At 54.1% G+C, this 17,212-nt stretch carries 14 protein-coding genes and 1 pseudogene; 5 read left to right on the forward strand and 10 right to left on the reverse strand.

Going from position 1 to position 17,212, the window contains the following annotated elements:
- Positions 1-65: 65 nt before the first annotated feature.
- From BLO51_RS01890 to fabI, 6 genes are all read right to left on the reverse strand, one after another.
- Positions 66-476, reverse strand: a complete 411-nt coding sequence (locus BLO51_RS01890; protein WP_090666261.1) for a 3-hydroxyacyl-ACP dehydratase FabZ family protein — start codon at positions 474-476, stop codon at positions 66-68.
- Positions 473-1,726: a beta-ketoacyl-ACP synthase II gene (gene fabF / locus BLO51_RS01895; protein ID WP_090666262.1), complete on the reverse strand. Its 1,254-nt coding sequence runs from the start codon at positions 1,724-1,726 to the stop codon at positions 473-475. The genes BLO51_RS01890 and fabF overlap by 4 nt, the downstream gene beginning before the upstream one ends.
- 17 nt (positions 1,727-1,743) lie before the next feature.
- Positions 1,744-3,429: a thiamine pyrophosphate-binding protein gene (locus BLO51_RS01900; RefSeq protein WP_090666264.1), complete on the reverse strand. Its 1,686-nt coding sequence runs from the start codon at positions 3,427-3,429 to the stop codon at positions 1,744-1,746.
- Positions 3,426-4,643, reverse strand: coding sequence for an aldehyde dehydrogenase family protein (locus tag BLO51_RS01905; protein WP_245719499.1), 1,218 nt, complete (start codon positions 4,641-4,643; stop codon positions 3,426-3,428). The genes BLO51_RS01900 and BLO51_RS01905 overlap by 4 nt, the downstream gene beginning before the upstream one ends.
- A 76-nt stretch (positions 4,644-4,719) precedes the next feature.
- Positions 4,720-6,156, reverse strand: a complete 1,437-nt coding sequence (locus BLO51_RS01910) for a class I adenylate-forming enzyme family protein (protein ID WP_090666268.1) — start codon at positions 6,154-6,156, stop codon at positions 4,720-4,722.
- Between the two features lie 15 nt (positions 6,157-6,171).
- A complete protein-coding gene (fabI, locus tag BLO51_RS01915; protein ID WP_090666271.1) occupies positions 6,172-6,942 on the reverse strand; it encodes an enoyl-ACP reductase FabI in 771 nt (256 codons plus the stop codon).
- 356 nt (positions 6,943-7,298) lie between these two features.
- Between fabI and BLO51_RS30950 the strand changes: the two genes are divergently transcribed.
- The 3 genes and pseudogenes from BLO51_RS30950 (at position 7,299) to BLO51_RS01925 (ending at position 8,667) form a co-directional block, all read left to right on the forward strand.
- Positions 7,299-7,451, forward strand: coding sequence for an alpha/beta fold hydrolase (locus BLO51_RS30950; protein ID WP_342672322.1), 153 nt, complete (start codon positions 7,299-7,301; stop codon positions 7,449-7,451).
- Between the two features lie 30 nt (positions 7,452-7,481).
- Positions 7,482-8,051, forward strand: a pseudogene (locus tag BLO51_RS01920) (alpha/beta fold hydrolase); the annotation flags it as partial.
- A gap of 4 nt (positions 8,052-8,055) precedes the next feature.
- Positions 8,056-8,667 (forward strand): TetR/AcrR family transcriptional regulator, encoded by a 612-nt coding sequence (locus tag BLO51_RS01925; protein ID WP_090666273.1) that lies wholly within the window; start codon positions 8,056-8,058, stop codon positions 8,665-8,667.
- A gap of 69 nt (positions 8,668-8,736) precedes the next feature.
- On the opposite strand, the gene BLO51_RS01930 is transcribed toward BLO51_RS01925, so the two are convergent.
- The gene (locus BLO51_RS01930; protein WP_090666275.1) at positions 8,737-9,207 is read right to left on the reverse strand and encodes a DUF6884 domain-containing protein; all 471 of its coding nucleotides are present in this window, start codon (positions 9,205-9,207) and stop codon (positions 8,737-8,739) included.
- Positions 9,208-9,389: 182 nt separating this feature from the next.
- On the opposite strand from BLO51_RS01930, the gene BLO51_RS01935 reads away from it, so the two are divergent.
- Both BLO51_RS01935 and BLO51_RS01940 read left to right on the forward strand, forming a co-directional pair.
- Positions 9,390-12,527, forward strand: a complete 3,138-nt coding sequence (locus BLO51_RS01935; RefSeq protein WP_090666277.1) for a GNAT family N-acetyltransferase — start codon at positions 9,390-9,392, stop codon at positions 12,525-12,527.
- A 6-nt stretch (positions 12,528-12,533) separates the two neighbouring features.
- On the forward strand, positions 12,534-13,391 hold the full coding sequence (locus BLO51_RS01940; RefSeq protein WP_090666279.1) for an amidohydrolase family protein: 858 nt from the start codon (positions 12,534-12,536) through the stop codon (positions 13,389-13,391).
- A 162-nt stretch (positions 13,392-13,553) separates the two neighbouring features.
- On the opposite strand, the gene BLO51_RS01945 is transcribed toward BLO51_RS01940, so the two are convergent.
- Genes BLO51_RS01945 through BLO51_RS01955 form a run of 3 tightly spaced genes read right to left on the reverse strand, consistent with a single transcriptional unit; the run spans position 13,554 to position 17,161 of the window.
- Positions 13,554-14,780 carry an RtcB family protein gene (locus BLO51_RS01945; RefSeq protein ID WP_090666281.1) on the reverse strand — a complete coding sequence of 409 codons (1,227 nt, stop codon included), beginning with the start codon at positions 14,778-14,780 and terminating at the stop codon, positions 13,554-13,556.
- Entirely contained in the window at positions 14,762-16,366 is a 1,605-nt protein-coding gene (locus tag BLO51_RS01950; RefSeq protein WP_167670078.1) for a limonene hydroxylase, read from the reverse strand. The genes BLO51_RS01945 and BLO51_RS01950 overlap by 19 nt, the downstream gene beginning before the upstream one ends.
- Positions 16,367-16,372: 6 nt before the next feature.
- A complete protein-coding gene (locus tag BLO51_RS01955; protein ID WP_090666285.1) occupies positions 16,373-17,161 on the reverse strand; it encodes a nucleotidyltransferase domain-containing protein in 789 nt (262 codons plus the stop codon).
- Positions 17,162-17,212 lie beyond the last annotated feature (51 nt).

The following is a 17,212-nucleotide window of genomic DNA, read 5'->3' on the forward strand; positions in this document are numbered from 1 at the left end:
TTCCTCCTGTTCTAGCAGATATCCGGTGTAAGCTGGCAGTCGGCTTAAGCGTCGCCTCCCGACGGCTATTTTTGTACGAAAACCACGATTTCCTCCGCTCTGACAATGACCCGGTCTCCTACGGTGGCCAGCCCTTTGCCAAGAAGGTATCCTCTTCTTTGTTTGCTTACCTCGAAGTAAAGATCCAAACGATCGCCAGGCTGTGCCAGCGATTCCATTTCAACATGATTTAGCGAGGATAAGAAGGCTATTCCTTTTTCTTCCGTCGCGGAAAAAGCACTTAACTGCGCCAAGGCTTCGACCACCAGCATATGGGGCATATACGGATTCGCCTCGGTAATAAACCATTCGTTCCAACTGATATTCTTGTACCCTCTAACCCATTTGGACGACTCGGCCTCAACAATTCTATCAATTAATAAAAACGGATAGCGGTGGGGCAGCGCGTCAGGAATATGGATCGTGTCGTCTTTCAACTTACGTCAGCCTCTCCCTGCCACTTCCGGACAGCCAAACATACATTATGACCGCCAAACCCGAAGGAATTGCTTATGGCTGCGTGCACTTCGCGTTCCTGAGCCACGTGGGGCACAAAATTCAATTCGGGATCTTCCGGATCGTCGCAATTTAACGTGGGCGGCACTTTATTGTGAAGCAGGCTTTGCACGGTCGCAATCAGCTCGACACCGCCGGCTCCTCCCATCAAATGTCCGGTAACCGATTTGATCGAGCTGATGGCGATGTTGGGAGCGTGCTCGCCGAACACGGTTTTGATCGCGTTGATTTCCATCCGATCGTTGAACGGCGTGCTTGTCCCGTGGGCGTTGATATAGCTAATGTCCTCGGGCGCTAATCCCCCGTCCCGCAGAGCAATCCGGATCGCTTCCGCAGGCCCGGACCCCGACGGATCGGGAGCCGTGATATGATACGCATCCGTGGTACAACCATAACCGACCAATTCGGCCAAGATATTGGCCCCCCGATTCAGCGCGTGCTCCAGCTCTTCTAGTACGACCAAGCCCGCGCCTCCGCCGATCACGAATCCGTCGCGGTTGCGGTCAAAGGGGCGGCTCGCTTGCTGAGGCTGATCGTTGCGCCTTGATAAGGCATGAATGTTGGAAAACGATGCCAGATCAAGCAGGCTGAAATTGGCCTCCGAGCCTCCGGCGATGACAACATCCGCCGTGCCGTACTGGATCGTTCGCAGAGCCTCGCCGATCGCATTGCTGCCCGTGGCGCATGCCGTCACGACGGCAAAGGACGGGCCTTTGGCTCCCAAAGCAATCGAGATTTCCCCCGGCGCGGAATTGATCATCATCGACGATACATAGTACGGACTGACCCGCTTGGGACCGCTTTGGTTGAGCTTATCGTAGTTCTCTTCAATCACATCCAGTCCCCCGGCCCCCGATCCGACGATGACACCGATGCGTGGCGCATTTTTCTCGTCAATGTGCAGCTGCGCTTGCTCCACGGCTTGCTTGGCTGCTGCCAAGGCGAACTGGGTGAACTGCGCCACCTTATTTGCGTTCTTTTTGCTCATATACTGCAAAGGATCGAAATTTTTCACCTGCGCCCCAATCTTTGTCGGCATATCTTTGGTATCAAAGGTTGTAACAGGACCGATTCCGCTTTTTCCCTCAAGAAGCGATGTCCAGAAATCATTCACATTGAGCCCAACCGGCGTTATTACGCCTTGCCCTGTTACCACGACACGTCTCTTCAATACAATCCCGCCTTTTGTTATTTTTCATAAAGCGGAAAATCGCCGTAAATATGGCGGATCTTCTCATGCACGTCCTCAAGCCCAACCGGGATCATGACGACCACCAGTTTGTTCCTTTGAAATTTGGAGTAGGCAAGCTGCAGCTTCGCGCTCAGCTCTTCCTTTTCATGAATCACGATTTGCTCGACATGTTCGTGCTCCACGACGTTCATGTGCTCCAACGGCGTATCCGACACGAATTGAAACGGCTTGTCTTCGAAATTCAGCTGATTCAGCTGATATTGCAGCCATCCGTACCCGCCGTTACTCATGACAAGGTAAATCAGCGGAATGCGGTACTGTACCGCCGTAATGAAATCGGATTTGAACAGATTAAACGCTCCGTCTCCTACCAGCGCCACGACCGGACGACGGTCCGCCACACTGGCTCCTACGGCTGCGGCTGCGCCGAAGCCCAGACTGGTCTGATCGCTCGGAACGATGGATAGGCTGTTTCCGGTAAACCGGCAATACGGATAAAAGTAAGACCACATATCCTGCAGTCCGTTTTCCTGCACAAGGATGCAGTCTTCCGGAAACGCCGTTTGCAGGACGTCCAGCACTTCGGATACATGAATCGCAGCCCGTTTCTTGACCAGGTCCATATATTCTTCTTTCTTCCGAAACGCTTCCTGCTTGCAGCCTGCAATCCGGTTCAGCCATGCTTGATCCGGCTGCCGGTGAATATGGGACAGCCAATGCCCCACCGCCGAATAACCGTCCCCCAGCACTTTGTCCCCACGATACTGATGGGAGAAGTCATTGACATTCACATTGACTTGAATGACCGGAGTATGTTCGAGTAAAACGTCCCATTCGAACGTTGCCGTTTCTTCCAGACGGCTGCCCAGCGTCAGGACGACATCCGCTTCTTCCCAGATGCGCCTTATGCTGTTATCCGTATATAGCCCGGCGACGCCGCAAAATAAAGGATCTTCTTCATCTACCGCCCCCCGGCCCGATGCCGTCGTAAACAACGCCGCCCCTAATTTGGCAGCTAACGGTTCGATGGAACCGCGCAGCCTCGGCTTCATGCCTCCGCCGACCAAAATCACCGGCCTGCGCGATTGTTGAAGGGCGGCCCAAGCCGCATCAAGCTCGTACGGCGAAGGGGAGCAAGTCAATCTTTTCAACTTCGAAAACGGGAGCTTCACCGGCACCGTTTGCTCCGCAACATGCTCCGGCAGCTCGAGATAGACGGGACCTTTCCCGCCGTTGACGGCCACAAAGGCCGCTCTCTCCAACGCCCATACGAGTCGATCGGGATGCTCAACCCGATACGCCCATTTCACCAAGGGCTTAACCACCGAGAGCTGGTCCGCTTCTTGGAAAGCCTTCGTCCCCAGTTTTTCACTGCCGGTTCCCGAGGCGATCAACAACAAAGGCACGCCCAGGTTCTGCGCTTCCAACAATCCCGTAACCGTATTCGTCAGCGCAGGCCCTTTCCCCACGATGCATACCGCCAATTGGTCGGACGTTAACGCGTAGCCCGAAGCCATGAACAAGCTGTTTCGTTGATCCCTGCAAAGGATGAAGCGAATGTCCGACGAAGAAAGCGAAGATAAGATTTTCAAATCATCGCTCGGCAGTCCAAAAATATACTCTACTCTCCATGACTGAAAGCAGCCGATAATTGCATCCCATGCCGCCATGCTCGTTCTCATGCGTTGACCTTCTTCTCCGAAAGGCATTCGGCGACAATTTCCGAAATCAGAATCGGTTTGGAGACCAGTTGCATATTGTAGAAAATGTAATTGGACATCGTTCCATAGCCGCCGAACGCTTTATTCCCCTGTTCGACATCCTCCAAGGTTTGATTGATGGTGAGCGTATGTTTTTTTTGCAACATATCGCTTAAATGCTCGGAACCGTACAGACTGCATCCCATAGCGCGTTCGCAAAAGTAGCTCGAATCGATCAGTTTGATTAACTGCTCGTCATCCCGGTAGCTCACGACGTTGAATACCGGGGAGAAGTACTCCGTAATTTCGAGCTCGTCCTCCAACGTACTGTACAAAATGGTCGGCTCCATCTTTTTGGTGCGGAAATCGATGCCCCCGCCGTAAATGATGTACTTGTCGTTGTTATTAAAATATTCCGATATGGCCGTCAGCGTATCTTTGTAAAAAATAGGCGAATAATTGGCGTTCGGGTCGTCATTGGCGCCGAAGCTCAACGCCTGTACCTTGTCCAGCAATAAGCTTTTGAAGCTTTCCGCAATGCTGTGGTGAACTAAAATAATGTCCGGCCCTAAGCAATCTTGACCCGAATTGAATAATCTCATTCGGATGACATCTTCGGCCGCCAGCGGCAAATCCGCATCAGGACCGATGATGAACGGATTAATGCCTTGTCCAAAAAAGACATACAACTGTTCCTTCTTGATTTGCTTCTTGATTTGTTCCGCATTCTGATAAGTGCCGGTGAACACCACGATGTTGGCCCGGTTCACGGAATTTGTAAGAAAAGCTTTCTGGCTGACTTGCAGATGGCTGATCGGCAGTTGATGAATATCCTTCAGCTTGTCGTGCAGCATACTGACATATTCGGCCACGTGGGAAGAGGCTCTGAATTCGATTCGGGATACATATAAGGATGGGATGAGCAAATATAACGCATACGAGTATAGAATCACATTGGAGGGCATAAACACGGACATCAATTCCTGGCAGGCAGGGCCGGACGTTTCTACTTCCCGCATAGCGCCCTGTAGCGTGCGGATGGTAGAGTCAATTTCGGCATTAGCTGCCCGATACGACGAGATATTCGACAAAATGCTCAAAATCTCTTCCCGGTTTGTCGTCAAATAATCCGCACACCGGTCAATACTCTCATATCTTTCGGAAAAAACGGCATTTTGCTTCATTTCCAGATTCATGCTCAAAATATCGCTTCCTTTCCTCTATAAAATCATGTTTTGGGGGCATCGGGTGGCATATGCTGTGTTATGTTAGCTAAACCTTCCTTCTCTTAGCTGTGCGTTCGAGTTCTAGCCGATCGACTTTACCGTTTCGATTTAAAGGAAATTGGGGTATTAATAACAGCATATCGGGATACATGTAAGTGGGAAGCATTCGATTAATATTTTTACGGACCAAAGATAATTCTTGCGAGGATTCACTTTCGACGAATATGACTATCATCGTTCCTTTGACATCGTCGTCCAACGTAATGACACAAGAACGATAACCCAGCCGGCTGATCTGGTTTTCGATATAGACAGGAGAAAACGTATACCCCATGCGGTTGACCGATCTTCCTTCTCTGCCGATGACATGCAGATTGCCTTCTTGCAAAAAACCGAGGTCGCCGGTCTTAAACCATTGATCCTGAAGGACCGATTTCGTGAGCTCTTCCTGGTTTAAGTACCCTTCCATACAGCCCGGAGTGCGTATCCAAATTTGCCCGAATTCCCCCCCGGCTTGCTCCTCCCCGTTTTGACCACGAATACGGACTTCGACCCCGGGAAGAGGCTTGCCGCAGCCCTCAGGGTGATCCAGCGTCCCCATGGTGACATTCCCCAGCTCCGACAAACCGTAGCCATTCAACAGAGGCTGTCCGAACACTTCAGCAAACTTCTCCTCCAAATCGTTCGTTAACGGGGACCCGCCGACACACCACATGCGGACTTGGGAGTTTCTTACTTGTTCCAATTGCTCCGGCTTTCTTGATAACATGCGGATGATCGTATAATAGGCAGAGGGATTGGCGTCAACGACAGTGGCTTTTTCTTTCGTAATATGCGTAATGACACTCCATAGATTTTTACGGTTGCAGATAATCAAAGAACATGACGTCAGCCACCAGGAGAAAATAAGAGAAATTCCATAAAAGTGGGAAAAAGGTACGATCGGGAGCAGGCAATCGCCCGGAACATAGCCCATCGCTTGGACGGATAGCTTTATATTGTCCATAAATGAAGAGCCTGACTTCACGATTCCTTTCGGTTTGCCTGTCGTGCCGGAAGTATAAAGAATGAGCGCGTCTTGTTTCCGAATCCACTTGTCCATGCTCATCGAGGGTAAAGCAGTTCCCCCCAATAGCGCAGCGTCCCTTAATATATCTCCGATCAGTAAACTCTGGGCGTCCGGAAGATGGAGAGCCGTATCCGTAAGCAAGCAGCACGCTTCGACTTCCGCATAAATTTGGCTTAATTCGTCGGTGTTTATTTGTTCATCCACAACAGTGATCGAGACGGCAAGCCGGCACAAAGAGAACAAGGCGACAACAAATCCATATGAATTTTCCGCTTTTAAGACAACCCGGTCGCCTTCGGCAATTCCATTGAGAATCAGCATGTGGCAGAACACATGAACATTGTTCTCAAAGCGGTCTCTCGTAAACAAGCTTTGGGGGGTAATAATCCGGCTGCCCGTTTGAGTTACAAGCAAAGGTCAATCACTCCTTTACATCCCTACGATATGGTAACCGGCGTCCACATGGATCACTTCCCCGGTGATTCCTCTCGAAAGCTTGGAAAGCAGGAACAAAGCCGTATCTCCTACTTCGGAGGCATCAATCGTCTTGCCGAGTGGCGTAATCTCTTCAATCTTTTTTAACATCGTATTAAAATCTTTTATTCCGTAGGCGGCTAAGGTGCGGATAGGACCGGCCGAAATGGCATTGACCCGTATATTGTGCTTTCCCAAGTCGCTGGAGAGATACCGGACGGATGCTTCCAAGGATGCTTTGGCCACTCCCATGACATTGTAATTTTTTATCGCGCGTTCGGCGCCGATATAGGTCATGGTAACGATACTCCCGCCTTCCGACATGAGCGGATAAATTTTGCTGCTAACTGCGGTTAGGGAGTATGCGCTAATTTCTTGAGCGATGCGAAATCCCTCGCGCGAGGTTTCGACAAACATTCCCTCCAAATCCTCGCCTTTGGCATACGCTATGCTGTGGACATACCCATGAAGGATACCAACGTTTTCCTTTAAAAAACGAGCCAATGCCTCGATCTCTTCATCGCTTCCTACATTGCAGGGAAAGGTAAGCGACTCGGGCAAGGTTTCAGCCAATTGCTTGACCCGCTCTTCCACCCGCTCGTTTTCGTACGTAAAGATTAGACGAGCCCCTTCGCCAGCCAAGGATTGGGCTGTTGCCCATGCAATGCTGCGGTTATTAGCCACCCCCATGATCAGAATCGTTTTGCCGGTTAACAAAGCCACCAAAATCACACCTCCAAAAAAAGTATTTTATCACTTTTATATAAACAAAAAGGATAATTTCCATTGTAATCCTAATAGTATAATATTTTACATAATAGCAGATGCTCCAAATTTTTTAAACATTCAATTTCGCGTATAATATATAATTTCTCACTTTTTTAACGAATTACCATCCGAAAATATGACGTTTTTTCCATAATAATACTCATATTTTGTTTTATATTGACTGTATGTTCAGTCATAAATTATACTAAAGCTGCAAGGACCATGGCACCCTTTCCCATCGCTTCGGTTACGCGTCACGGTCCGATTATCATTCTATCCGCTGTTGCGGAAAATACGTCGGAGGAGGAATCACGGTGGATCTTCACTACGAAATTCATGGGGCGGGCGACGAGACGATCGTTCTGCTGCATGGAGGCGGGGCAGATATGCGCACCTGGCAGTTCATCATTCCGAGGCTTGCGGCGAGCTACCGGGTTATCGCATTCGACGGCCGGGGAGCCGGATAATCGCCGGCACCTGTCGAGCCCGCCAATTACGTCGAGGATTTAAGAATGGTTCTTGACCACTTCGGCCTGGAAAAGGCTTTGCTTGTCGCCCACTCCATAGGCGGCCAGATTGCCATCGATTTCGCCCTCACGTACCCCGAGCGGGTATCCAAGCTTACGCTCATCGCTTGCTCTGTCACAGGCTTCCGGAGTGCCCCCGACATTGAGGAGCGGTTCCAGCGCGTCCTCTCCGCGGCGCCGGATGTGGAGAAAATGACCGAGTTTTCGCTCGATTTTCCGTCCTATGACGTCGTCAAAGCAAGTCCGCACCAAGCGTTTATGTACGAGATGATTAGACACAATATCATGCGATGGTTCGATTGGAAGAGCAGCGAATCGGTATGGCCCCAGCCTCCCGCCATCGAAAGGCTGGACCGGCTTGCGGCGCCGACGTTGTTTATGATCGGCACACTCGACCGCCCAGACCTGTTCCCGATGTCCGAGCAATTCGGTCAGCTTCCGAATGCCAACCTCGTGTGTATCGACGGCGCGGATCATATGCCTATGCTCACCCATCCCGATGAGGTCTCCCATACGATTTTGCAGTTTCTGGAGGAGTAACGACATGCCCCGATCGCCGGAAGAAAACGAACGAATTCGCCGCGCCGCCCGAGAAAAAATTTTACAAGCGGCCACGGAGCTTTTCATCGAGAAAGGGTTTCACTCCGCCTCCATCGACGATGTAGCCAAGAGAGCGGACATTTCAAAGGGCCTTCTCTACAATTATTTCAAAGGCAAGGAGGAGCTCTTGGCGGCCATGGTCGATCTTCGTATCGAAGAGTTGCTCAAAGTGATGCAGGCTGCCGCCGCCAAAGAAACCCCTGCCGAGCAGCTGCGCCACATCGTCGAAGGGGCGCTGCACAACGTCCGCGAGCGGCCGGAAGTATTCCGCTTCTATTTGAACTTATTTACCTGTCCGAGACAAGATGAAGTTGTGGCCAGGCATGGAAACCGGCTGCTCAACGCCTACGCGGAGCAGTTCGAGGCTCAATGCGAGATGTTCGAGAAGCTGGGGGCTCCCGATCCACGGAAACGGTCCCTTCACTTCTCCTCGACGCTCCAAGGCATCATGCTGATGTATACCAATTATCCTGCGGGATTCCCGCTGGACGACATGAGGTCGCAAACGATTGGGGAGTTTTGCGGCAATCGGAATATGCAGCCGGACAGCTTCTAACTCTTCCGCAGCTTCCGCTCCGTCGATACGACGGCGGCGGAAGCCCCTCCTATTCCAAGCCCCCCTGCTTTATTCCAACAACCCATCGAACGGTTCATTGCGCTCCAGAGCGCGGTTCAGCCTCTGCAGCATGTCCCCGATCCCTCTGCTCCCGACCAGCGGAAAATAGATCCGTGTCTCCCCGGAAAACACCTCGGGAACGATCTTGGTAAACTTTTTTCCGCCGAGCACGACGACTTCCTCAAAACGGTCAAACCGCTTTTCGCTTACTTGACGTTTCAACTCGTGCAACGAAATAATTTCCGGGTGACCACTGCCAAAGGCGACATTATAATTTTCATAGACCTTATCGTCCGGAAGCAAAAAACCGTGCTTGGCCGACAATATCGTCCAATGGTCAAAAAAGCGGTCCGCATACGCCTGACATTTTCGGTGAAGGGGCGAAGTATATGCCCGTTTGGCCGGACAAGGACCTGACGGCGCGGCGGCGGTATCCCATATCTTTTTGGCTCCGCAAGGAATGATGCACAGTCTGTTCACGTTCGTCCGCTCCTTCCGTCGTTGTGCGCCAACAACCTGCGCATCCTTAGCTGTCTGCTGCTTACTGCTTCGCCGCGGGAGCGGTCCTCCCCTTCTTTTTTCCCCGGACCTGTAACCTTCCTCCCTTCTCGGACGTATATCCATTATCTTCTCTATTTTTCAGTAGCCGAGGTGGAAACTAAATGACAACGCACGTGAACATCATACAATACCATCCCGATTATGCGTCGAGCGTAGCCGAGATGTGGAACCGGAGCCAAGACGAATGGGGCGGAGGATCGGCCGTCCGGACAGCCGAGCAGATTCGCCAGGACGAGGAAAACTCGGACGCCTTGGCCGTCTTTCTCGCCGTCTGCGACGATCAAGTCGTCGGATACTGCAGCCTGGGCGAATACCGCGAGGATACCGGCGCGCTGTATATCCCGCTGTTGAACGTACGCCCAGACTACCATGGCCACAAAATCGGCAAAATGCTCGTGCTGCGGGCGGTGGAGGAAACGATCCGCCTGGGCTGGCCGCGCGTCGATTTGTATACTTGGGAAGCCAATATGAAGGCGGTGCCGCTGTACAAGAAATGCGGCTTTTTCTGGGAAGACCGCGAGGACTCGACGCATTTCATGAATTTCATCCCCCAAGTGGCGGCTTGCGAAGCGCTTGCCCCCTATCTTAAGGATATCGATTGGTACGCCGACTTGACGCGGACGATCGAAGTGAAGCCGGACGGTCATAAAGTGAACGGCTTCGATATATACACTTACGCATGGTCCAAGAACGGACAAACGCTTCGCGTCGATATCGAGCGCAGAGGCCGCGGCATCTGTCTCATCGAAACGGAGGACTACTTGCTGTCCGCAACCGCGGAGCAGGCCGAGCCGGTGTTCGGCAGCGAGTACGTTATCGAATACCACATCGTGAACAAATCGGGCGCCCCGCTGAAACTTGAGCTTCAGGGCGAACCGGACGGCAATGTCGCATTCGATTGGAAAGGCGAGCTGCAGGTGGAAGGCGAGGAACGAATCCCCGCTCGCTTCTTCGTCGGAGCCATCGAGGAAGAGCAGAGTGAATGGCGCACCTGCCCTGCCGTGCAGACGCGGGTTCGAATTAACGGGCTGGAGGCGCTGCTCAAGGTCGGCATCGTGCCGAAATTTCCGGCCGGCCTGACGATGAGGGTGCCGGATGCAAGGCATGCGCTTGGCGGGGATTACGTCCTGTACCTCGATATGCAAAACCATTTCCCGGTAACGGCCTCGTTCTTCTTCGAGCTGCCGGAACAGGCTTGGCTTGCGCTCGGACAGCGGACTTTCGAAACGCGCTTGGAAGCGAAGGAACGGATATCTTTGGCGGTTCCGTATCGCCTGCTCGACTACGGCTTCTATCAAGCCCCGATTCAAGTCCGGGCGGTTCTTGATAACGGGACGGAGGTAACGTTCACCCGCTTTGTTGGCGGAGGCTTCGCCGGCCCCGGGGCGATGTTTACCGGAGAGACGGAAACCAACCGGGTTGCCGTGAACGGCAGCTATGGAATCGAATACGATAAGGATCACAATGAAACGTTCATTAAGGCATGGAACTGGAAGGACGAACAACTCAAGCTGTTGCCGCCGTCCATAGGCAAGCCGTATTCCGCCGAATTTAACCGCAAGAAACCGGTACATGTCGAGCCCAAGGAAGAGCGGGGAGCGGTCGGCTACCGTCAAACGTATCGCTCGGAAACGTTCCCGCAGCTGCTGGTGCATCTCCATACGCTGCTTTACGCCGACGGAACGGTAAAGCTGTGGCAGGAGCTGGAAAACGACTCGAACGCTCCCGCCATCAGCGAAATGTGGGTATCCCAGCGCTTTAGTTCCGACCTGTACGGGCTCGTTCTGCCTTACGACGGTCAAATCGTCGAAACGACCGACTCGCACGGCTTCTATCATGAGTACTGGGACGGCTCCAAGGTTAGCGAGCCTTGGCTCTTCGCCCGCGGCGCCAGAAGCAAATACGGGATTTGCTGGTCCGGTAACCACCGGATGAATATGAGCGAGTGGTATCTGGAGCTGGAAACTTGCTTCGGACAGCTGGAAGCCGGGGAAACGAAAACGTCGGATACGATCTTCCTGTCTATGGGCGGGTTCGACAATTGGACCTCGTTCCGGGAGTTTGCCCTGAAGCGCATCGGACAAGAAACGACGGCGCCGCCAATCCGTCATGTGGAGCTGACGGCCAACGAAGGAAATCCGTTCGTGCCGCCGGATGCGGAAGAAGTGCCGGTCGCGCTTCGGGATGCGAAGCAGACCGTATGGGAAGGCGAGCTCTCCGCCCGCTATATGGATGCGGCCGAAACGGAGCGAGTGCATTTGTCGCCCGACGACGAGGCGACGGAAGCCCGCTTCATACTGCCTCCACCGGCATCCCGCTGCCGCGTGGTCCAGGTAGAAGCGCGGCTCGGCGCGCATGAAGAGGCTTATCATGCCGCATTGTTCCCCGTTTCCAGCGATGAAATCAGCAGCACGACATCGACCGAAGCCGGTTGTTCGGTGCTTGAGGCCGATAATGGAATCATTCGCATGTCAGCTTCGGCCGACTATTCCCCCGGGCTGCGTTCGCTTTCGGTCGATGGCCGGGAATGGCTCGCTTCCGGGTTTCCCGAATACGGGGCGAAGTCGTGGTGGAATCCTTGGACTGGCGGCTTGTCGGGCCACTTCGACGAGATGGGTCCGTTATCCGTGCGCAAAGAAGAGCATTCCTCCGCCTTTGTCCGCCTCTCCGACGAGAAAGGCAACGTGTGGGCAGGCATCCGGGTCCGCCAATCCGTCCGGAACCACGATACGTTCAAAGGAACGATCATGGACAGCTATTATTTGATGCTCCCCGGAGTGCCGGTACTCGCTTATATGACGGACATTCATCAGAACACCGGGACGTATTTGGACAAATCGATGCTCAGCGAGCTGTTCCTTCGTCCCGACGAGACAGGCGGCTATGGGTGGCTGCAAACCTGCGCTCCGAACGGAAAAACGCTGCGTTACCCGCTCGGAAAAGGGGAGCTCAGCGTACACGAAACGAAGGATTACGTATTCGGCCTGGATAGCCGGACCGGGGTCATGCACATCGTGACGGATGAAGAAGCCAACCGCCCTTCGGTCTACACGAACAAGGAGATCAGCTGCCTGTCGCTCTCGCGGAAGGTTCGCCTGCCTCACGGAAGCGTGAACCGATCGGCTCCGGTGTTCCTCGTATTCCCGGACACCGCGCTACCGGCGGACAGCTTGGAGGCTTTACGAAGACTCACCTTCCCTATTATACTTGAAGCCAATGACACGAAAGAAGGGGAGTAATACGGAATGAAAATCATTGATGCGCACATGCACTTGTCTCATATTGCTTCGTTCAAGGAAACCGCAGAAAGCCGTTCGTTCGTCGATTACTCTGTTGACGGGCTGCTGCGCGAATACGCCGAGAACGGTGTTGTGCTCGGCATCGGCATGGGGGTGACGGAGACCGCCGCCGGAGGCTTCCCCGACCGGGAAGCCCCGACGCCGATGGGACTTGATATGGTGGAGTCGTATCCGGGGCAGATCGTGTACTGCCCCGGCGTTAACCCGTTCAAACTGGGCAACGCCGGACTGGATGCCTTGGAACAGGCGCTGCAGCGGCCGGAGGCGGTCGGGATCAAGATTTACCTCGGCTACTACCCGTACTATGCCTATGATGACGTCTACCAGCCGGTCTACGAGCTGGCGAAGCAGTACAAGGTCCCGGTCGTCTATCATACGGGCGATACGTACTCGGAGCGCGGCCTGCTGAAATATTCCCACCCGCTGACGGTGGACGAGGTTGCCGTCGCCCACCGCGACGTCAACTTCATGATCGCCCACTTCGGAGACCCGTGGGTGCTGGACGGAGCCGAGATCGTCTACAAGAACCGCAACGTATTCGCCGATTTGTCCGGCCTGATGGTTGGCGATGCCGCGGAATGCGCGCGGCTCAAGGATTCCCCGCTCTTCTTCGCCCATCTGCGCCATGCGGTTACGTTTTGCGACCATTATGAGAAAATGCTGTTTGGCACCGACTGGCCGCTTGCCCCGGTACAGCCTTATCTGCAATTCGTGCAGGAGCTGATTCCGGAGGCGTATCACGAGCATGTCTTTTACAAAACCGCCCTGCGCGTGTTTCCGAAAATCGCTCCGTTTGTGGAGTAACGCCCCTACGCATAAACGAACAAAAAAAATCCCCGCCTCGTCGATGGCAGCGACGGCGGGGATTCAAATTATATGTTAAGTAACGGGATCTTCTTTAGTATGCCCCGACAAGCTTAAGCGCACCTTAAAAGAAGCTCAAAATTCGATTAAAAATTAACGCGGCTAGTCCTTATACGGATCGAACTCGTCCGCCCCGGCCATGCATACGCCGATCGGCCTCAGCACATGCAACACCTCGATCGTCTCCGCATGGGCGTCCAGCACCTCCTGAAGCTTCCGGTACACGAACGGGCTTTCGTCCGTTCCGGCTCCGCGAAGCTCGACACCGAAGCTCCGCACGGCTTCCTGCATTTGCACCTCCGAGATGAGTCCGCCCATGCGGACGCGCGTCTTCCAGTTCATTTTGCCGGCCGCTTGCGTACGGCTCATAATTCTTCCCGCGCCGTGCACCGTGCTGTAGAAGGCTGCCCGGTTTTCCTCCGTATCCTTTCCCCGGACAATGACCGAGATATCGCCCATGCTCCCGCCGATGAATCCGAGCTGGCCGGGAGCGGACGGCGTCGCCCCTTTGCGCACGACGACCGTTTCGCGGCCGCCGTGAGTTTCTTTCCACGCATAATTGTGGTGATTATGCACCTCGAATTCCACGTCCGCTCCCAGAATCGCCAGCACCTGACGAATGACAGCGTCTCTTCCGGCATAGGCGTACCGCCCGGCCAGCTTCATGGCGCGGTAATACATATCGCCAAGCTCGCTGTCCAGATCGAGCAGCACCGGCGGCTGGTCCATCTTTTCCCCCGGAGCGTTGGCCATAAACTCCCGTCCCGCTGCAAGGTTAATAAACCCGCTGGCCGTCTTATGCCCGAATCCGCGGCTGCCGAAGTGATTGCCGATCCACAGCCGCCCCGTCTTCGCTTCCTCGAACAAATCGACGAAGTGATTCCCGCTGCCTACGGTCCCCAACTGGTCGCGGGCGAGCGCCTTCAGCTTATCGTGCTCCTGACGCCCGATGGCGGCATACACCGACCAGTCCGGATCGTCGAACAGCTCGTGATCCACCTTCTTGTTGCTTACACGCCCGATGCCGAACGAAACGTTCCTTGCGATCTCATCCATGATACGCCCTAGCCGTGGCCGGATATCCGCTGCGAGCAGGTTCGTTCGCACCGCTTTGTTCCCGCATCCGATATCGTACCCGACGCCTGACGGCGAGATTTGACCCTCGTAGACGATCACCCCGCCGATCGGCTGGCTGTAGCCCTTATGGTGGTCCGCCATCAGCAGTGCCTGCACGACATTTCCGTGCTCCACGCACGTTTTGGCTTGCGCCAAGGCGCCTGCCTCCGGGTTCCCCCAGACGCGGACGCCGTCTATAATTTGATAAGCCATGCCGTCAGCTCCTTTTCCTGCAAAAGCTTCGCAATTCGTTCCTTTATTTGTTCATTCGGCTCGGAGGCAACCAGTTCCTGCAAGGCGCCCGTCACTTCCTCTCCCCACACCGGAAGAGGCCATGCCTCCAAGCATCTCAACGCCATGTTGCGGTTCATGGTCGCCGGGCTTCGCAAGCCGGCGGCGACCAACTTCGTCCCGCGCCCCTCGAAAACATCCAGCGCCCGCAGCAGGCTTTGCAGGCATTGATGCGGCTCGTACTGCTCCCCGTAGCCGATTTCGTCCTGCGGACCGCTGGCGATTTCATCCAATGGAAGATGCGCTTCCGCATAACGGACCAAGCGATCCATTCGCTCTGGCTCATCGGTTTGCGCAAGCTGAACATACAGGAGGCTGTCCAGCGGATGCTTCTGCAGCTGCCCGAACAGCTCCTCCCAGATGTCCATGCGAAGCCGGTAGGCCGCATAGATCGCATGCTGCCGTACCGCGCTGTCCTGCGAGCGGATGGCTTCCTCTATTTTGGACGGCCAACCTTCATCGTGGATGACGTTCTCGCACAGCCGCTTGCAGGCTTCACGCAGGTCGTCGGACCAACCCCTGCCATACCGTCGTTCCCAACGCTGCCCGTCTTCGCTTAGAAAATCATAAATATCCGTCACAACCGACAGCTGTACTGCGGTCACGCACATCGTCTGCGAATGCCTTAGAAAATCGCCTACCGCCGACGCTGCATCCTCATAGTCGTCAATATCCTCCATCGCATCCTCTCCGGCCAGCAGCGCCGAGAGGATGACCCCTGCACCGTCATACAGCTCGCGATCCACAGAGGCTTGCGACAGCGCTTCAGCCAGCCCGCCGTTACGCGCGCAATAACAGGCCGGATGTTCGTGCATGATACGGTTGGAGCATCCGTGGCGAAGCAGCCAGTCCCGGATTTCCTGCGTCTGCGGCTCCAGACGCTCAACCAGTTGGATTTTTCCCCTACCGTCTACAACTTTGGCCAACTCGAACAGCGTCTCGTTCGCGTTATTCAGACTTCCCTGAATCGCAACCGCCGAATAGAGCGTAAATTCGACATGCTTGCCCAGCGTAACGACCAGTTCCCGGTGTTTCTCGGTTTCGAACTGGCCCAGCAGCGCAATCCCCAGCTTGACAACATTGCGGTGCGCCCCATGTCTCGCAAACCACTCCGCTTCCTGGTACAGATTCGGAATTACAACTCCGGGGTGTTCCCGCAGCGACTCCAGCAAGAGAAGGTTAATGACGCTCAGCACATCTTCCTGCATCAGCTTGAGGTACGTGGCGCGTCTTTTTTTGTTGCCCGGTCTCCGGCTTTGTTTGACCAGAAGCTGCATCAGTTCTTGCACCTTCGCCGTGTCCGCCTGCCCTTCGACGGGTTCGCTGAACGTCCCATCCATTCCCCCGGCGACCCAGTGTACGGAATGCCCGGCCCAATACTCGTCGTCATCCGGCAGCGTGTCATCGGCGAGGCGGCCCCGGTCATCCAATGCAGACACGATGTATTCATAGATGGAAGGCTTGCCGTCCCATGGATAAAGTGTATTTTGATCAAACTTGGTTATCATCGTCAATCACCTGTTCTCCCACACTTCGCTAAGCACGGCACGGAACAGCCCGTCAAGCTCGCGGGCCTGTGCGCCTTCGGCGCTGTTCAAATGAACGGCCGTACGCTCGAAATGATTCATTTTTTGTTCCAAAAACTCGTTGATAGGGTTGATCCTTGGCTCGTAGTCCATTTCGTCTCCCGCCATTTTGCGCTCCACCAGCTTGAGAATGACCTGTTTCAGCTCGCTGCCCTCCGGCACCAAACGGTCCACCAGCACGTCGAATTCCATCGGCGGCATCGCGTTAAACCGTTCGATCCATTCGCAGGCCAGAACCGGACGAAGCACGTAAAAATATTTTTTGATCTTCACCTGCTCCCCCTGCAAGTATTCGCGGTAATTTCCCTTCGCCATATTGAGATAGTGATACATGCACGATTTCGGGGAAAAGGTCAGAGGCGACATGCTGCGGATACGCTCCGCCGCACAATATTTCTCGTAGTACGGGATCGGCGATTGCAGCCATTCCAGCAGCGGCGGGTTCGACTTGCGGAATAAATTCAGCGCCTTCTTCAAATCCCAGCCGTTGATATCGAGCTTGTCGCTGATCGGCCGCTCGATCACGTCCCGTTGATCAAATATGGATAAGTACCATTCGACAGGCCGGACGTACAGGAAACGGACATCGTAGTCGCTGTCCTTTGACGGGAACCCCCATGCCCGACTGCCCGATTCGCAAGCGTACAGGATGCGCACCTGCTCCTGCCGCTCGATCTGGTAGAGTTCTTCTAATATAGGTTGACGAAAGTCGGTCATCGCGGTTCTCCTCCTTCAAATCGGGAATGCTGCTGTATGTATAAAAGCCAT

The sequence above is a fragment of the Paenibacillus tianmuensis genome, assembly GCF_900100345.1.
Classification (GTDB): domain Bacteria; phylum Bacillota; class Bacilli; order Paenibacillales; family NBRC-103111; genus Paenibacillus_G; species Paenibacillus_G tianmuensis.